At 60.5% G+C, this 17138-nt stretch carries 18 protein-coding genes; 12 read left to right on the top strand and 6 right to left on the bottom strand.

From position 1 onward, the window contains the following. From BN1128_RS14930 to BN1128_RS14910, 5 genes are all read left to right on the top strand, one after another. Positions 1-690, top strand: a 690-nt coding sequence (locus tag BN1128_RS14930; protein WP_042870133.1) for an EAL domain-containing protein, incomplete at its 5' end; no start/stop codon positions are given. A 223-nt stretch (positions 691-913) separates the two neighbouring features. After that, positions 914-2752, top strand: a complete 1839-nt coding sequence (locus tag BN1128_RS14925; RefSeq protein WP_042870131.1) for a bifunctional metallophosphatase/5'-nucleotidase — start codon at positions 914-916, stop codon at positions 2750-2752. 86 nt (positions 2753-2838) lie between these two features. Next, positions 2839-3177, top strand: a complete 339-nt coding sequence (locus tag BN1128_RS14920; RefSeq protein ID WP_042870129.1) for a DUF2956 domain-containing protein — start codon at positions 2839-2841, stop codon at positions 3175-3177. Positions 3178-3326: 149 nt separating this feature from the next. Continuing rightward, entirely contained in the window at positions 3327-3662 is a 336-nt protein-coding gene (locus BN1128_RS14915) for a hypothetical protein (RefSeq protein WP_042870127.1), read from the top strand. Positions 3663-3775: 113 nt separating this feature from the next. Continuing rightward, the gene (locus BN1128_RS14910; RefSeq protein WP_042870125.1) at positions 3776-4645 is read left to right on the top strand and encodes a tetratricopeptide repeat protein; all 870 of its coding nucleotides are present in this window, start codon (positions 3776-3778) and stop codon (positions 4643-4645) included. A 243-nt stretch (positions 4646-4888) separates the two neighbouring features. Here BN1128_RS14910 and BN1128_RS14905 read toward each other — a convergent pair whose 3' ends face one another. Then, positions 4889-6292 carry a sigma-54-dependent transcriptional regulator gene (locus tag BN1128_RS14905; protein WP_042870123.1) on the bottom strand — a complete coding sequence of 468 codons (1404 nt, stop codon included), beginning with the start codon at positions 6290-6292 and terminating at the stop codon, positions 4889-4891. 151 nt (positions 6293-6443) lie between these two features. Beyond that, on the bottom strand, positions 6444-7250 hold the full coding sequence (gene fkpA, locus BN1128_RS14900; RefSeq protein WP_042870122.1) for an FKBP-type peptidyl-prolyl cis-trans isomerase: 807 nt from the start codon (positions 7248-7250) through the stop codon (positions 6444-6446). Positions 7251-7369: 119 nt separating this feature from the next. Between fkpA and BN1128_RS14895 the strand changes: the two genes are divergently transcribed. Both BN1128_RS14895 and BN1128_RS14890 read left to right on the top strand, forming a co-directional pair. After that, positions 7370-8338 carry a WD40 repeat domain-containing protein gene (locus BN1128_RS14895; RefSeq protein ID WP_042870120.1) on the top strand — a complete coding sequence of 323 codons (969 nt, stop codon included), beginning with the start codon at positions 7370-7372 and terminating at the stop codon, positions 8336-8338. A gap of 14 nt (positions 8339-8352) precedes the next feature. Then, entirely contained in the window at positions 8353-8568 is a 216-nt protein-coding gene (locus tag BN1128_RS14890; protein WP_011704936.1) for a SlyX family protein, read from the top strand. Between the two features lie 83 nt (positions 8569-8651). Here the strand turns inward: BN1128_RS14890 and BN1128_RS14885 are convergent, their stop codons facing one another. Then, positions 8652-9287, bottom strand: coding sequence for an FKBP-type peptidyl-prolyl cis-trans isomerase (locus BN1128_RS14885; protein ID WP_042870118.1), 636 nt, complete (start codon positions 9285-9287; stop codon positions 8652-8654). Positions 9288-9512: 225 nt separating this feature from the next. Then, a complete protein-coding gene (locus tag BN1128_RS14880) occupies positions 9513-9719 on the bottom strand; it encodes a YheV family putative zinc ribbon protein (protein ID WP_042870116.1) in 207 nt (68 codons plus the stop codon). A 39-nt stretch (positions 9720-9758) separates the two neighbouring features. On the opposite strand from BN1128_RS14880, the gene BN1128_RS14875 reads away from it, so the two are divergent. The 3 genes from BN1128_RS14875 to BN1128_RS14865 all read left to right on the top strand — a co-directional run bounded on the left by BN1128_RS14875 (position 9759) and on the right by BN1128_RS14865 (position 12558). Then, complete coding sequence (locus tag BN1128_RS14875) at positions 9759-10445, top strand: hypothetical protein (RefSeq protein ID WP_042870114.1); 687 nt, start codon at positions 9759-9761, stop codon at positions 10443-10445. A gap of 160 nt (positions 10446-10605) precedes the next feature. Further along, a complete protein-coding gene (locus BN1128_RS14870; protein WP_042870112.1) occupies positions 10606-11505 on the top strand; it encodes a chemotaxis protein in 900 nt (299 codons plus the stop codon). Between the two features lie 69 nt (positions 11506-11574). After that, positions 11575-12558, top strand: coding sequence for a hydrolase (locus BN1128_RS14865; RefSeq protein WP_042870110.1), 984 nt, complete (start codon positions 11575-11577; stop codon positions 12556-12558). On the opposite strand, the gene BN1128_RS14860 is transcribed toward BN1128_RS14865, so the two are convergent. After that, positions 12540-13700: a sensor domain-containing diguanylate cyclase gene (locus BN1128_RS14860; RefSeq protein ID WP_042870144.1), complete on the bottom strand. Its 1161-nt coding sequence runs from the start codon at positions 13698-13700 to the stop codon at positions 12540-12542. The genes BN1128_RS14865 and BN1128_RS14860 overlap by 19 nt on opposite strands. 89 nt (positions 13701-13789) lie before the next feature. Between BN1128_RS14860 and BN1128_RS14855 the strand changes: the two genes are divergently transcribed. Beyond that, positions 13790-14032 (top strand): YheU family protein, encoded by a 243-nt coding sequence (locus BN1128_RS14855; RefSeq protein ID WP_042870108.1) that lies wholly within the window; start codon positions 13790-13792, stop codon positions 14030-14032. Positions 14033-14432: 400 nt separating this feature from the next. Here BN1128_RS14855 and BN1128_RS14850 read toward each other — a convergent pair whose 3' ends face one another. Continuing rightward, positions 14433-15779 (bottom strand): UDP-glucose dehydrogenase family protein, encoded by a 1347-nt coding sequence (locus BN1128_RS14850; RefSeq protein WP_042870106.1) that lies wholly within the window; start codon positions 15777-15779, stop codon positions 14433-14435. Between the two features lie 219 nt (positions 15780-15998). On the opposite strand from BN1128_RS14850, the gene arnB reads away from it, so the two are divergent. Then, positions 15999-17135, top strand: coding sequence for a UDP-4-amino-4-deoxy-L-arabinose aminotransferase (gene arnB, locus BN1128_RS14845; RefSeq protein WP_042870104.1), 1137 nt, complete (start codon positions 15999-16001; stop codon positions 17133-17135). Positions 17136-17138 lie beyond the last annotated feature (3 nt).

Genomic DNA, 17138 nt, shown 5'->3' with positions numbered 1-17138 from the left:
GTGCTGATGCGCTGGCAGCACCATCGTCAGGGGTTGATCCGGCCGGATCTCTTCATCCCGCTGGCGGAGGAGAGCGGCCTCATCATACTGATGACCCAGACCCTGATGCAGCAGGTTCGTCTGGAGTTTGCCCCCCATGTGGCGCAACTGCCGCCCCGCTTTCATTTCGGTTTCAACATCTGTGCCCAGCACTGCCAGGAGATGAGCCTGATCGACGACTGCCGCCGATTCCTGGCTGCCTTCGCCAGCAATCCGATCACGCTAGTGCTGGAGCTGACCGAGCGGGAACTGATCACCCCCTGCCAACTGACTGACCAACTGTTCGGCGAACTGCGCCAGATGGGGGTCAAGATAGGGCTGGACGACTTTGGCACCGGCCACTCCAGCCTCACCTATCTGCAACAGTTTCACGTGGACTACCTCAAGATCGACCAGAGCTTCGTCGCCATGATAGGCACCAATGCTCTCTCTCGTCATATTCTTGACAGCACCATCAGTCTGGCCACCCGGCTGGGACTGGAAACCGTCGCCGAAGGGGTCGAAACCCAGGAGCAGGCTGACTTCCTGACCGAGCGCAACGTCAACTACCTGCAAGGCTACCTCTATGGCCGTCCGCTCACCCCGGCGCAGTTTCTGCGACTGCTGCCCGCCGTCACCACAGAACCGGCGGCCCGGCCCGGTAGTGCCTGATCCCTGATACAGCCAGTCGCAGATGCAGCGATATGAAACTTGTCATTAGTCTGTAGACATGGCGTTGCGCAATCTCGCAAACGTTTGTTCGCTTTATTAATGTGCAGTAGCTCAAAGGAATCAGCTCTCTTTATTTCCAATTATTGCTTTTTGCCTAGAATCGCCACACTCCTGTCATGCAGGAACGATATACAGGACAATAACAACAAGAGGATTATTACCGATGAAGAAGACGCTACTGGCCGTCACCGTCTCTATTACCCTGTTCGGGCTGACCGCCTGCAATTCAGAAAACAGCAGCAAGGAACATATTCCGCTGGATCTGACTATTGCCCACATCAATGATACCCACGCCCACCTGGACCCGACCGAAAATGCGCTGGCCATCCAGCCCACCGGCCAGGAGCTGTTCAAATTCAACGCCAAGCTGGGCGGCTATCCCCGCCTGAAGTTCAAGCTGGACGAGCTGCGCAGCCAGGCTGCCAATGAAGGCCGCAACTTCATGGTGCTCAACGGTGGCGATGCCTTCCAGGGCACCCTCTACTTCACCCAGTTCAAGGGGGAAGAGGAGTCTCGCCTGCTCTCCGACATGGGCATAGATGCCATGGTACTGGGCAATCACGAATTCGATCTGGGCAACCAGGCTATTAAAGATTTCGTCTCACGGGTGAATTTCCCTGTATTGGCTTCCAATATGGTGAAATCCAGTAGCGCCACCCTGAAAGACAGTGAAAATATTCATGAATATGTCATTAAGGAAGTAAATGGCGAGAGCGTAGGTATTTTCGGGCTGGTGCTGGAAAATATGCATGACATCTCTTCACCGGATACCGATACCCAATTCCTGCCGATGATTGAGACCGCCCAGAAAATGGTCGACACCCTCAAGTCAAAAGGCGCCAACAAGATCATCATGGTCACCCATATCGGGCTGCAAAATGACCAGGCCGTCGCCAAGGCGGTCAACGGTATCGACCTGATCGTCGGCGGTCACTCCCAAACCTTCCTCGGCGACATCAACGAGATCAACAGCGTCGGTTACACCGCCCACAACCAGAACCCGGCCGACGACAACACCTATGCCCAGCTGATCAACAATCCGGACGGCGGCAAGACCTGTATCGTGCAGGCCGGCGAATGGGCCAAGGGCTATGGCCTGGTCAACGTCTCCCTGAGCAAGGAAGGCCAGATCACCAAGTGCGAGGGTCGCAACACCCTGATGACGGGCGACGACTTCACCAAGGAAGTGGCCAAGAAGAAGGTGCCTCTGACCGGCAGCGAGCAGACCAACGTGGTCGACTTCATCACCAAGTCACCCGTCATCGAAATCGTGCCGGAGAACACCGCCATGCGCGATGTGATCGACACAGAGTACAAGCCGGCCGTGGCCGAGCTCGAGGCCAAGATCATCGCCGATGTGCCGACCAAGCTGCCCCACGTGCGCGTGCCGCTCACCCCGGATGGCGCGGGTCTGATCGATCCCCTGGTGGCCGAATCCCTGTACTGGAAGCTCAACAAGCTCAACACCAAGGTCGACTTCACCATCCAGAACGCTGGTGGTGTGCGCGCCGATGTGAACGCGGGCCCGCTCTCGGTCGGTTACGTGATGGGCACCTTGCTGCCGTTTGGCAACAAGATCGCCGCCTTCAACCTCAAGGGCAAGGACGTGCGCGCCACCCTGGAGTACGCCGTTGACTACTCCATCGGCCTGGAGACCGGGATCGGCGCCTCCAGCGGTGCCTTCCCCTACGTCGGCCACCTGAGCTACAGCTATGACGGCAAACTGGCCAAGGGCTCCCGCATCACCAAGCTGGAGCTGCTGGATGCCAATGGCCAGTGGCTGCCGCTGGACGACGAGAAGGTGTACCGGGTCGGTGCCAACACCTATATCGCCTCCGGCAAGGATGGCTACAACGGCCTGCTCAAGCGCGAAGAGCTGCCCAACAAGGGTGACTACGTCGACTCGGGCGTCGGTGAGAATGAGATGTTCATGGAGTACGCAGAGTCCCAGGGCACCCTCAATCCGCTGCCCTATGCGACCGTGACCTACAACAAGCCCTGATCCGGCTCACAACCTGCTACAACGGCGCCTGAGGGCGCCGTTTTTATGGCATACTCCCCGCCAATCGATGCCGAGGAGACCCTTTGATGGCGAAGTACGACAAGATATCCCCCGAGACCCAGCAGGATGCGCTGAAGATCGCCCGCGCCAACCAGAAGCCGGGACAGACCAAGGAGCAGACCCAGCTGATCGCCCAGGGGATCCAGAAAGGCATAGACGAGTACAAGAAGCAGATGAAGGCGCGGGCCCGGGAGGTCAGTCGCCAGAAGAAGTTGCAGAGCAAGGCGAAGCAGCAACCGCACACCGAACAGGTAGAGGAGAGCGAGATCGAGCTTGTCGAGGTCTCCCGCCAGCATCCCCTGCCCTGGATCCTTTTGCTGCTGAGCTGGCTGGGCTTTGCCACCGCTTGGTTCTGGTTGCGCTGATCCCCCGATGGCAAGGCGTTGCCCGGGATCGCCTTCAACGTTTAAACCCGTGCCACGGCTCATCGCCGGCCTGGGCTGATCCCATCCCGCCAGCGCTGTGCGATGACTGAACCCGACCCCACTTACCCACCGTCTGGAGAACACCCGCCATGAACCCGGCTCCGCTCTATCTGCTGGCACCTCTGGTGCTGTTTATCGTGACTCTGGTGCTCTATCGCATCTCGCCGCTGCGGGCCGTCGCCGCCGGCAGCGCCCGCTGGTTTATCCTGCCCGCCTTCACCCTGTTTATCCTGCTCGTCATCATCAACGGGGCGGCAGATCCAAGCCTGCGCAACCCGGCCTTTCACTGGCTGATGCCGGGGCTCGGCTTCGCACTCAGCCTGTTTCCGGCCCTGCCCAAGGCACTGGTGCCGCGTCTGGCGATCAAGGAGGGGGCCTTTGCCGCCCTCGGCCTGATGCTGATGAGCCTGGCCATGGTCTACTGACCGGCTGGCCGCTGGTGCGAACATGACTCAAGGGGCACTCTGTGACGGGTGCCCCTTGTACAAACAATGGCCTGCAGGCATCTTGGTGAGAGGATAGCCAGCAAGGAGGCCAAATGGACAATCCGCCCGATTTCATGGCGCAGTGGGATTACAAGGATCCCGCCGCCAGCGCCCTGCGTTTCCATGCTCTGTTGCCCGAGGTGCGTGCCGCCGCCGACCTGCAACTCGAACTGGAGCTGCTCACCCAGATAGCCCGCACCCATTCCCTGCAACGCCAGTTTGCCGAGGCGCACCAGCTGCTCGACGAGATAGAACCCCGCCTCACCGATGCCACCCCGCGAGCCCGCCTTCGCGCCCTGCTGGAGCGCGGCCGTACCTTCAACTCCGCCGGCGACAAGGCCAGTGCCAGAACCCTGTTCGAGCAGGCCTGGCAGTGGGGGCTCAAGAGCAAGGAGCTCTATCTGGCCATCGACGCCGCCCACATGGTGGCCATAGCCGCACCACTGGAGGAGCAGAGCCGCTGGCATCAGCTGGCAATGGAGCTGGCGGAACGCAGTCAGGATGAAAAGGTGCGCGGCTGGCTTCCCAGCCTCTACAACAATCAGGGCTGGACCCTGTTCGAACTGGGCCGCCTGGAAGAGGCCCGCCAGTGTCAGCAAAAATGCCTGGCCTGGCACGAACAGCACAACAACCCGGCCAAAGCCTTCATCGCCCGCTGGAGCCTGGCGCGGCTGACCCGGGCACAAGGCTTGCACGAACAGGCGCTGGCCGAACTGACGCAGTTGCAGGCGGAGATGGTAGAGGCCGGCGAGCCGGAGGATGGCTATCTGTTCGAGGAGTTGGGGGAAAATGCACTGGTACTGGCTGATCCGGCCGCGGCCGAATACTTCGCCCGCGCCTGGTTTCTGCTGTCACAGGATCGCTGGCTCAAGGCCAACGAGGCAGAGCGACTGGCCAGACTCAAGCAGCTGGCCAAGCTCTAGCAAACAGCCTCTAACAAAGCAGCAGGGCGGCCAGTTGGCCGCCCTGCGCACAAGCTCATCTGCCCAAGATGACGGATGCCATCCCGACACCGGCCTCAGACCAGGCTCGCCTCTTCCCAGCTCTGCTTCTTGCGATAGATGGGAGGATTGGGGGCTGATCTCCAGCCGCGCCGACTTGGGGATATTGCCATCACAGCTGGCGATGGCCTGCTCTATGGCGAGGCATTGACCATGCCCCGCCATTCAAACCAGGCTAGCCTCTTCCCAGCTCTGTTTCTTGCGATAGATGGTGGAGGGGCTGATCTCCAGCAACGCCGCCGCCTTGGGGATATTGCCGTCACAGCTGGCGATGGCCTGCTCTATGGTCTCCTTCTCCACCAGCCAGAGCGGACGGATTGGCGTATTGAGCAAAGGCTCGGCGCTGCCGCTGGCCGAACTGACCGGCGCCATGGCCGCCGTCATGCCCCTGCGGCCGCTGAGCGGCGGTGGCAATATGTCCGGGCTCACCAGCTCGCGATCGTTGAGCACCACTATGTTGCGCACCACGTTTTGCAGCTCGCGCACGTTGCCGGGCCAGGGGTAATCGAGCAGCACCCGCACCGCCTCGGCATCGAAATCCTTGAAGCGCTTGTTCTCTTCCCTGGCGTAGTTTTGCAGCAGATTGCGGGCCAGCAGCAGTATATCCTCGCCCCGCTCACGCAGCGGTGGCAGGCTGAGGGGGATCACGTGCAGACGGTAGTAGAGATCCTCCCGAAAACGTCCCGCCTTTACCTCCACCAAGGGATCCCGGTTGGTGGCGCAGACGAAGCGCACGTCCACCGTCTCCAGCTTGCCGCTGCCGACCCGCTGCAAGGTGCCAGTCTGGATGAAGCGCAGCAGCTTGCTCTGCAGGTCGAGATCCATCTCGCAGATCTCGTCCAGAAACAGGGTGCCACCGTCCGCCAGACTGGCCGCCCCCTTGCGATCCCCCTGGGCGCCGGTAAAGGAGCCCTTCACGTGACCGAAGATCTCGCTCTCCATCAGATCGTGGGGAATGGCGGCGCAGTTGAGCGCGATGAAGGGCTGTTCGCTGCGGGGGCTGCACTGGTGAATGGCCTCGGCGCACACCTCCTTGCCGGTGCCGCTCTCCCCCGTGATGAACACGGTCGCCTTGCTCGGCGCCGCGCTCTCTATGATGCGATAGACGGCCTGCATCGGCATGGAGGCACCGATGAAACCGGCGAACGAGCTGCGCTCGAAGTTCTCCCGGTACTGGGCCACCAGCGAACTCAGCTGCTGGTGCTTGAGGGCGTTGCGCGCGGTGGCGCACAGCCGTTTGCCGTCAAACGGCTTGGTCAGGAAGTCGAAGGCGCCGAGGCGCATCGCCTCCACCGCCACGTCCACCGAGCCGTGGGCGGTGATCACCACCACCGAGCAGGGCAATTGCTGCTCGGTGATCTGCTGCAAGATGTCCATGCCGGACATGTCGGGCAGCTCGAGGTCGAGCAGCACCACAGGCGGCGGGCTGGTCAGCAGCTGCGCCAACGCCTGCTGACCACAATCGGCCAGCACTACCTCATAGCCATCCTGGGCCAGATACTGTTCATAGACGACCGCCAGACTGCGGGTATCTTCCACCAACAGGACTCGAGGTTTGCTTTCAGCCACGGGAGCCATCCTTGCAATTGATTTTGTTGTCTATTTCGGGTCTTGTACGCCATCTTAGCACAGTTGGCGACTCTCTCTTTTATCCCGCCATTCGCCGGGAGATACAAGTAAAAACGGCTCCCTAAGGAGCCGTTTTTTCAACGATGAGCGCTTACTTCTTGGCATTGTCGCCATCGGCAGCCGGCTTCTCGATCGCCAGCAGCTCAACATCGAACACCAGCACGGCATTGGCCGGGATGGAGCCTGCACCGTGCTCGCCATAGGCCAGCTTGGACGGCAGGAAGAACTTGAACTTGGAACCCACCGGCATCAGCTGCACGCCTTCGGTCCAGCCCGGGATCACCTGGTTGAGCGGGAAGGTAGCCGGCTCGCCGCGATCGACGGAGCTGTCGAACTTGGTGCCGTCGGTCAGGGTGCCAGTGTAGTGAACCTTGACGATGTCAGTGGCCTTCGGCTTGGCGCCGGTACCCATCTTCTCGACCTGGTATTGCAGACCGGATTCGGTGCTCTTCACGCCTTCTTTCTTGGCGTTGGCAGACAGGTACTCTTCACCCTTCTTCTGGTTATCCACGGCATCCTTGTCAGCCTTGGCCTTGGTCAACTCGTTGATCTTGGCGTCGTACTGCTGGAGAACCTTCTGGATCTCCTCGTCAGTCATCTTGGCTTCTTTGCCCAGGCCATCGGTCACACCCTTGAGGATGACGCCGTTGTCCAGTTTGATGCCGAGTTCCTGCTGACGTTCCAGGGTATTGGCGATATAACGACCCATGGAGAGGCCAATTGCATAGCCGGATTGCTCTTCAAAGCTCTTGGCATCAGCCTTGGGGGCCTCTGCCGGCTTGCTGGCTTCTGCCTTGACCTCTGCGGTATTCGCAGCAGTCTTCTCGTCTTTTTGGCAAGCAGTCAGACTCACGGCAACTGCCGCAGCCAACAGGGACACCTTCAGAAAATTGTTCATCAGTTTCTCCAAAACTCTAAATACCGCTCTCGGTTCCTTCGTGAAATGAGAGGTTTATCGTGATAAGCGCCTTATACTAACGCCGTGATCGCAGGTAACGAAAGCATGAGACAGGAAAAATGATAAAAAGTGCCATTTATCTCATCGGTATTTGCCTGATACTGACAGGTTGCGAACAGAGCTCACTACCGGACCGGCAAATCACCCTAGCCAACCAGGGACTGCTGAGCGCCGATCTCGCCAGCGACGGCAAGCAGGCCATCGTCTCCAGCCTGGGTCAGGGCACAGTGGTGTGGGACCTGGAACAGAGCAAGGAACGCTGGCGCTGGCGCCAGTCCGACAATCAGGACAACTTCGTCATCATCACCCGCTTCTCGGCAGACAACAGCCATGCCGTGACTGCCACCCTGGATACCTTCGCCATCTGGCATCTGCAAGATGGCCAATCCCAAGGCTACTACTCGCTTCCTGAATCCAAGCTGAGGGACATAGCCCTGTCAGCCGATGGCCGTCAGGTACTGATCGGCCGGGAAGATGGCAAGGCGGAGGTGGTCGATACCCGCACCGGCCGCAGGCTGCAGTTCCTCGGTCACACCGAGCAGGTCAATACGGTGGACCTCTCCGCCAATGGCCGCTACGCCCTCACCGGCGGCAACGACTACAGCGCCTATCTGTGGGATACCCGCTCCGGCCAAGTGGTATGGCGTTTCAACCACGCCGGCCGGGTGGTGATGGCGAAGCTGGATCCCCAGGGCCGTTTCGCTTTCACCGCCGACAGCCGCCAGGCCAGCATCTGGGATCTGAAAACCGGCAAGGAGGTGAGCCGGCTGCAGTTTGATCACCGCTTCGAGGTTTACACCACGGCACGCTTCGCCAACGACGGCAACTGGCTCATCACGGGCGCCCCTTCCCGCCAGCTCTCCCTGTGGCGGGTGAGCGATGGCAGCCTGCTGCAAAGCTGGCGCGTCTCGCCCCATCCCAGGGTGAAACCGCCGAGCGCAGTGGTCTACGGCGTGGCTTTGCGCGACAATAGCCACCTTGTCAGCGCCAGCTCCAGTGGCCTGGCCGAAATCTGGACTATCAAGTAAGGACCCAAAGGCCCATGAGTCAGCAACTTAACGATCGCCTCGAAACCCTGGAAAGCCGCCTCGCCTTCGCCGAATACACGGTGGAGCAGCTCAACGACGAGGTCACCACCCAGGGCCGCGAGCTGGATCGACTCAAGCATCAGATCCAGCTGCTGGTGGACAAGCTGCAGAGCGTGCAGCCGAGCCAGATCGCCAGCATGGCCGAAGAGACGCCGCCCCCGCACTACTGAGCCGCAACGCGCCTCGTCACCCGGCCATAAAAAAACCCGCGACAGACGCGGGTTTTTTTATCGGGCTATGCCCAAGGCACAAATCAGTGCTGGTGACCCTTGCCACCGCAGCCGCCGCCACCGCAGCAACCGCCATGACCCTGCTCGTCACCGTGGTCATGACCGTGATCGTGACCATGGCCACCACCGCAGCAACCGCCGTGCTCATGGCCGTGATCGTGGTCATGGTCGTGACCATGATCGTGACCGCAACCACCGGCACCGTGAACGTGGCCGTGAGCCAGTTCTTCGGCTGTGGCGGCACGCACGTCCTTGATCTCGACCTTGAAGCCCAGGGTCACGCCAGCCAGCGGATGGTTGCCATCCACCTTGACGAACTCTTCGGACACTTCGATGACGGTCACCGGGCGGTGACCATCGTCAGTCTCGGCCACAAAAGTATCCCCTTCAGACACTTCCATGCCGTCAAACAGCTCGCCAGGTACTTCTTGCACCAGGCTTTCGTCGTATTCGCCATAGGCCTGGGTCGGTGCCAGCGTGACGTCGAACGCCTCGCCCACGCTACGGCCTTCCAGCTCGGCTTCGAGGCCGGAGACCAGATAACGGGTACCGTGCAGATACACCAGAGGCTCTTTACCGACAGTGGTGTCGATGACTTCACCGTGTTCGTCGGTGACTGTGTATTCCAGCGTAACCACGCTCAGGGGAGCTACTTTCATGTCAGGGATCCTGCGGATAGAAAAAAACGGGCCCAGAATACCTCAAAAAGGCGGCCAAGCATATGGCAGGCCCGGCTCAGTCGTGATGAAAAAGTCATCAATGTGAAGCGGCATGGGCCTGACCCGCACCTCACTCCCGGGTATTGCGGCTGGCCCCTCATTTGGGACGAAACACGCCTATCACCTGTTTGGTCTCCCGGGTCACCTTGTCCGCCTCGGCCTGGCTCATTCGGGACGAAACACCCCAATTACCTGTTCCGTCTCCCGGGTCACCTTGTCCACCTCGGGCTGGGTCTGCACCTGGGTATCACCGCAGTCGACACAGGTCACCTTCTCGACTCCATGCTCCATATACAGCATCATGGTGTCCATTTTGCCGCACGCCGGACAAACCGCACCGGCAATGAAGCGTTTTTTACGTCTGGTTTCCATTCTTGTTACCTCCAGGCAGCATCATATCAGGGTTTTTACATGCATCACGCCATCGAATGCCAGCATTTTTCCTCTCCGTACCTGCAAGTCGGCGGCCGCAAACGCACGCCGGTAGGCCAGTTGCTGCGGATAACCCGGGGCGCGGCACTGCTGCGACTCGGCCAGCATGAATTGCTGCTGACGGCAGGCAACAGCTTCTGGCTCTGCGCCGATGCCCTCGCCGCCTTCAGTCCGCTGGCGGGCTGCCACCATGATCTGCTGACCTGCTCCCTGCGGGTTGCCCAGCCAGCCCAGGCTGGCTGGTTGCAACCGACCCCGCTGCTGGATGCCCTGTTCGACAGCCTGGCCCAGTGGCAGCGCCCCCGCGACTGGCAAGGGGCCTATGGTCATCGCCTGCAGGTGATGCTCGACGAGTTGCAGGCCTGCCCCCTGTCGCAACACGCGGATCAGCTGCTGCAAGGCGCCTGGCGTGCATTGATCGGCCAGCAAGCAGGCAGTGACGCCGCCTGGCAGGCCTGCCTCTCCCAGCGCGGGATCACGGATCCTGGCCTCGCGACCGATGCCCTGAGCGCCCAGTGGCAGTTGCTGCAGGCGGTCCGCCTGCTCAAGAGCGGCAGCAAGCGGGCACAGGTGGTGAGCAAGCTCGGCTACCGGGACGAAGAGGCCCTCGCCCAGGCCTGTCAACGCTGGCTTGGCGCCAGCCTGGATGAACAGCAGCCCACCTGACCCGGCGGCCGAAAACCGGGCTGGCCAGGCGAAAAATGGGGGAAATGAGTCCAGTTTTGCGGCAAACGGCCGCTAATAACGGGAGGGTCATTTCTCCTATAATCCTTTATGCTAGGGGCCTGAATTGACTGATACCGTTTTGACTCACAGGACATCTGCCATGAAAAGCAAAGCCAACCAATCCCAGGGCATGTTGCTGTTTCATCTCTCGGCCAAACAATCCTTCGCCATCGGCACCCTCAAGGTGAAGGAGATAGTGCCTTACACCCAGCTCACGGCCATGCCGCACTCGCACCCGACCGTGCTGGGCGCCGCCAGCATGCGGGGCACCACCATTCCGGTGATCGACATGGCCATGGCGGTGGGCTATCGCCCGATCAGCAAGGAGGAGATGCCGAACTGCTTCATCATCATCACCGACTGCCGCCGCACCCTGGTGGGCTTTCTGGTGCGCGGCATCGACAAGATCACCGAGTGCAACTGGCGCGACATCGAATCCCCGCCCGCCGCGCTCGGCCATAACGTGTTCGTGACCGGGGTGACCCGGGTCAACGACCAGCTGATCCAGCTGCTGGACGTGGAGCTGATACTGTCGCGGGTCTACCCGGACGATCCCAGCCACCTCTACCCTGTGCTGACCGACGTGCAGCGTGAGCGGATCAAGCCGATGCGGATCCTGCTGGTGGACGACTCCTCCGTCGCCCGTCGCCAGCTGATGGCAGCGCTGGACTACATCAATATCCCCTACGAGGTGTGCACCAACGGTAAGGATGCGCTGGCCCTGATGCAGGCTCGCGCCAGCCAGAAGACCCCCATAGATATCCTGGTGAGCGACATAGAGATGCCGGGGCTCGACGGCTACGAGCTGGCCTTCGAGGTACAGAGCGACGCGACGCTGGCGGGGGCCTACATCATATTGCACACCTCGCTCTCCAGCGAGATCAGCGTGGAGCGGGCCCACCAGGTGGGTGCACACGAAGCGCTGACCAAGTTTGAGGCCAACGAACTGATCCAGGCCATGCTGCGCGGTGCCGAGCACCACGACAGCCTGCTGGCCTGACAAGCCGGCGAGAAGCCCCCCTTCTCGCCGCATTTTTTGACTGCCCTGATGCCTGTTTCGGACCCCATCATGCTCATAGAGAGTCACTTCCACGCCCCCTGGTGGGCGCGTAATCCCCATCTGCAAACCATATTGCCAAAGTGGCTGCGACGGGCGCCGGCCCGTTTCGTGGCCGAGCGTTTCGAACTGACGGACGGGGATTTCGTCGATCTCGCCTGGAGCGGCGACATCAGCCAGAACACGCGGCCACTGATGGTGCTGTTCCACGGGCTGGAGGGGAGCATCCACTCCCACTATGCCAAGGGGTTGTTCGCCCATCTGCAACGACAGGGGGACGAAGCGGTGCTGATGCATTTTCGTGGCTGCAGCGGCGAACCCAACCGTCACCTGCAGGCTTATCACTCCGGCGCCATCGAGGATGCACAGGCGCTGATCGCCGAGCTGGGCCGGCGCTTTCCCGGCAAGCCACTGATCGCCATCGGTTATTCGCTGGGGGGCAACATGCTGGTCAATCTGCTGGCGCGGGCCTGCCCGCGTGAGCTGCAGGCGGCCGTGGTGATCTCGGCGCCGCTGCGGCTGGACAGCTGCGCCGATCGGGTCAATCAGGGCTTCTCCCGGGTCTATCAGAGCTATCTGCTGCGCACCATGCGCGACAACCTGCAAAGCAAGATCCGGCATCAAGCCGAGGCTGGCAAACGCTGGCAGCCGCAGCAGGTGCAACAGATTGCCACCCTGCGCGACTTCGACGAGCAGGTCACGGCGCCGCTGCACGGTTTTGCCAGCGCCGACCACTACTACCAGCGCTGTTCCGGCCTGGGGCTGCTGGCCCGCATCCCCATTCCCACCCTGGTGATCCATGCCGCCGACGATCCCTTCATGACAGAGGCCGTGATCCCGCGACCGGAGCAGCTCTCACCCATGGTGCGTTACGAGTTGAGCCGACGGGGCGGCCATGTGGGCTTTCTGCACGGCACGCCCTGGCGCCCCCGCTTCTGGCTGGAGGAGCGCATCAGCCAATGGGTGAAGCAGCAGACTCAGGGCGCGAGCCGGTAGCCGTTGCGTCCCGTCCCCTTGACCCGATAGAGCGCCTCGTCGGCCCGCACCAGCATGTCGGCAACCGACTCCTGCCCCCGCCACAGGGCTATGCCCTGACTCACAGTCACACAGGGAGAAACCTCCGACAGGGCATGGGGAATGGCACGCACGGCCAGAGCGGTGGCGATTCGCCTGGCAATCTGCCCGGCGATCCCATCGTCGGCCCCGGGCAGCAGAATCACGAACTCCTCCCCGCCATAGCGAGCCACTACATCGGCCGGCTGCCGCACTGCCTCCCGCAGGCAATCGGCGACCGTGATCAGGCAGTTGTCCCCCTGCAGATGACCGTAGTGGTCGTTGAAACGTTTGAAGAAATCCACATCCAGCAGCAGGATGGCAAACTCGCCATGCCGCTGCTGCGCCTCGGCCAGGATCTGCTCGCTGACCTTGGCAAAGTGACGCCGGTTGGCCAAGCCGGTCAGGGGATCCTGCTTGGCCATGCCATCGAGCTGACGGGCCAGCGCCAGGTTCTCATGCTCGCGAGACACCGCCAGCACGAACCAGTCGTTCAGCATGCGGCGCCCCGTCTCCAGCATGATGATGAGGCAGCCTACCGCCAGCCAGTGCACCGCAGGGAAAGGGACCTTGACGAACAAGGCCTCCAGCAACAAGAAAAGCAGGGGCGGAACACTGAAACAGTAAAACAGCCGCACCTCGCAATAGAGGGCCACCAGCGCCGTCATCAGCAGCAAGCTGATGAGATCGAAGGCAAGACTGAAGCCTCCCCTCAGCTCGATCAGGGCGATGGCGTAGCCGAGCAGCGCCCAGGCTATCCCCCACAGCAGGGCGCCAGCCCGCAGACAGGGCGGCCAGACGGTCAGCGGTTGATGGGACAGCCAGCGCCAGAACAGCGGAAACAGCAGGCAGAGCAGGCAGAGCAGGGTCATCAGGATAACCTGCACCTCGTAACTCCAGGGCAGCACGCGGGCGATCACCAGATGGGCATCCCGATAGACATAGAAGCGGGCAAGCAGGAACAGGATCGCCAGCTGGTTGACGGCCCAGAACCAGTGCAACCCCTTGCTCAGAGCCAGGCGGCGTGACTCGCACAGGTGCTGATCGAAGTGGGTGGAGAGGCGGCGTTGTTCATCAGACAGCATGTGCACACCCGCTGGCAGCCCCATAAATCCCTTGCGCTTGCTGGCAACAGATAGACAATATCCACTCTCTGGTAACTGAAGATGAACCCATGATTATCCCCTGGCAAGACTTGGACTCCGATACCCTCAACAGCCTGCTAGAACACTTCGTACTGCGGGAAGGCACCGAGTACGGTGAGCATGATGTCAGTCTGGCTGACAAGGTCGACGATGTCAGACAACAGTTGCAACAAGGCCTGGCCGTGATCGTCTACAGCGAGCTGCACGAGAGCGTGAACATAGTGTCAAAGGCCACCCTCAGCAGCGCACCGGTGGACGATATACCGGAATAGCCCTGCCATTTCCATCCCAATCTGGGTCTTGCCAGCACGACCAGCAGGATGGCGCCACGAACCCGACAGTTCCCGCCCGGGGTCCGCGCATTTCCCGGATATAAAAATGGCCCGCCGAATCATCGGAGGGCCATTTGGGGCAAAGCATGTGCCTGCGCGGAGGGATCTATTCAGCGATCAAGGCTCAATTCTGAATGAATAAAGCACCAAGCAGGATCACACCGAATAAAGATAGATGTCGTTCACGCTGATATAAGTGAATGCGCATGTTTCCCGCCGAGACGGAAAGTCCTTAGCGGAAATATAATAAATAAAAAGAGAATCTCATCACAATATTACCGCAATATGACAAGACAATTCGCCCATATCAACACAGGACTCATGTCAACGCACCCATCCCTTATTTCGTTACCGACTCGCCACGACCAATGCCGTAGTAGTGAAAACCATGCTCTTTCATACGACCCGGATCAAACAGGTTGCGACCATCCACGATCAGCGGCCATGTCAGCGCCTGCTTGATGGCGGCGAAATTGGGGGCCTTGAAGTGATTCCACTCGGTGCAGATCACCAGGGCATCCGCACCGAACAGGGCAGCCTCTTTGGTGCCCATCAGCCTCAGGTTGTCACAGTTGCCATAGAGGTGCTGGGCCTCCTGCATCGCTTCGGGATCATAGGCTTGGATTGTTGCACCGGCGCGCCAGAGCGCTTCCATCAGGGCTCTGCTCGGCGCCTCGCGCATGTCATCGGTATTGGGTTTGAACGCCAGCCCCCACAAGGCGATGGTCTTGCCCGCCAACGAGTCACCCTGGGCGCAGAAGAAGCCGGACAGCAGCTCGTAGAGCCGTGATTTTTGCTGCTCATTGACCCGCTCCACCGCCCGGATCAGCGGCGTGTCGTATTGCAGTTCCTGGGCCGTTGCCAGCAAGGCTTTGACATCCTTGGGAAAACAGGAGCCGCCATAACCACAGCCAGGGTAGATGAACTGATAGCCGATACGCTGATCCGAGCCTATGCCCTGGCGCACCATCTCGATGTCGGCACCGACTCGCTCGGCCAGCCCGGCCATCTCGTTGATGAAGCTTATTTTGGTAGCCAGCATGCAGTTGGCGGCGTACTTGGTCAGCTCGGCGCTGCGCACATCCATGAACAGGATACGATCATGGTTACGGTTGAACGGTTCGTAAAGCTCGCGCATCAGCTGGCGGGAGGACTCGTTGCTGGTGCCGACCACGATGCGATCCGGCCGCAGACAATCCTGAATGGCGGAACCCTCTTTCAGGAACTCGGGGTTGGAGACCACATCGAAGAAAAAAGAGGCCTCCCGCTGCTGCAAGATGGCTTTCACTCTGGCCGTTACCTTGTCGGCAGTGCCCACAGGGACGGTCGACTTGTTGACTATGATGACGGGGGCATCGCGATGCAAGGCTATGGTTTCGGCCACAGCCAGCACATGGCGCAGATCGGCGGAGCCATCGTCCCCCGGCGGCGTGCCGACCGCCAGAAATTGCACCTCGCCATGTTTGACTGCCAGCACGGCATCCGTGGTAAACACTAGGGCACCGCTCTTGATATTGCGCTGAAGCAGGGCTTCCAGCCCGGGTTCATAGATGGGAACCTGACCAGCCATCAAGTCAGCCACCTTCTGTTCATCGACATCGACACAGATAACCTGGTGGCCGACATCGGCCAGTACTGTGGCTTGGACCAAGCCCACGTAGCCACTTCCAAATACAGTAATATTCATATTGATACAACCAAAGTGTCAGAGATGATGTAATTTGGAGAAACAACAATCTGGGGGTTATAAATATTTACCACACTACTTAAGATGACAGCATGAGTTAATTGTTACCAGCTGTTTCTGGCCCATTGCAGGCCCGCTTTTATATACGATATGTTGAACATCATTTTTAGGGCTGCCCCGCCTGCTGGGCACTGATTAATATTCATTGTTGGATCGCTTATGCAAGATTTTCTGCCATTTTCAAAGCCCGCCATCGGCGACGCTGAGATAAGTGCTGTCTGTGAGGTGCTGAAATCGGGCTGGATCACTACCGGCCCGAAGAATCACGAGCTGGAGCAGCAATTCTGTGACACATTCGGCTGCCAGCATGCGGTCGCGCTCTGCTCCGCCACCGCCGGCATGCACGTCACCCTGATGGCGCTGGGGATAGGTCCTGGGGATGAGGTGATCACCCCCTCCCAGACCTGGGTCTCCACCATCAACATCATCACCCTGCTCGGCGCAGAGCCCGTCTTCGTCGACGTGGACAGGGACACCCTGATGACCAGCGCCGAACTGATAGCGCCGCTCATCACCGCCAGGACCAAAGCCATCATACCGGTCCACTACGCCGGTGCCCCCGTCGATCTGGACCCTATCCTCGACCTGGCACGCCAGCACGGCATCCCCGTCATCGAGGATGCGGCCCACGCGGTCGGCACCCGCTACCGGGAGCGCTGGATTGGCGCCACCGGCACCGCCATCTTCTCCTTCCATGCCATCAAGAACCTGACCTGCGCCGAAGGGGGCATGCTGGTGACCGATGACAAGGAATTGGCGGACAAGGCCCGCATGCTGAAGTTTCACGGGCTGGGGGTGGATGCCTTCGATCGCATGAGCCTGGGCCGCAAGCCGCAGGCGGAAGTGATCACTCCGGGCTTCAAGTACAACCTGGCCGACATCAACGCCGCCATCGCCCTGGTGCAGCTGGCGCGCCTGCCCGAGCTCAATGCCAGGCGAGCCGAGCTGGTGGCCCGCTATCAGGAAAAACTGACCGGCCTGCCGCTGATGCCGCTCGCCGTGCCCGCCTATTCCCATCTGCACGCCTGGCACCTGTTCATGGTACGGGTCGACCCCGAACGCTGTGGTCTGGACCGGGATCGGCTGATGCAGGCGCTACAGGAGCGCGGCATCGGCACAGGGCTGCACTTTAGGGCCGCCCATACCCAGAAATACTACCGCGAGCGCTACCCGACGCTCAGCCTGCCTCATACCGAGTGGAACTCATCGCGCCTGTGCACCCTGCCACTCTTCCCGGACATGACGCTGGCCGACGTTGACCGTGTGGTCGCGGCACTCATCGACATATTGGAGTAACGA

This window comes from Aeromonas piscicola, assembly GCF_000820005.1.
GTDB classification, from domain to species: Bacteria; Pseudomonadota; Gammaproteobacteria; order Enterobacterales; family Aeromonadaceae; genus Aeromonas; species Aeromonas piscicola.
The sequence above is the reverse complement of the archived record's forward strand: the minus strand, read 5'-3'. Positions and strand labels throughout refer to the sequence as shown.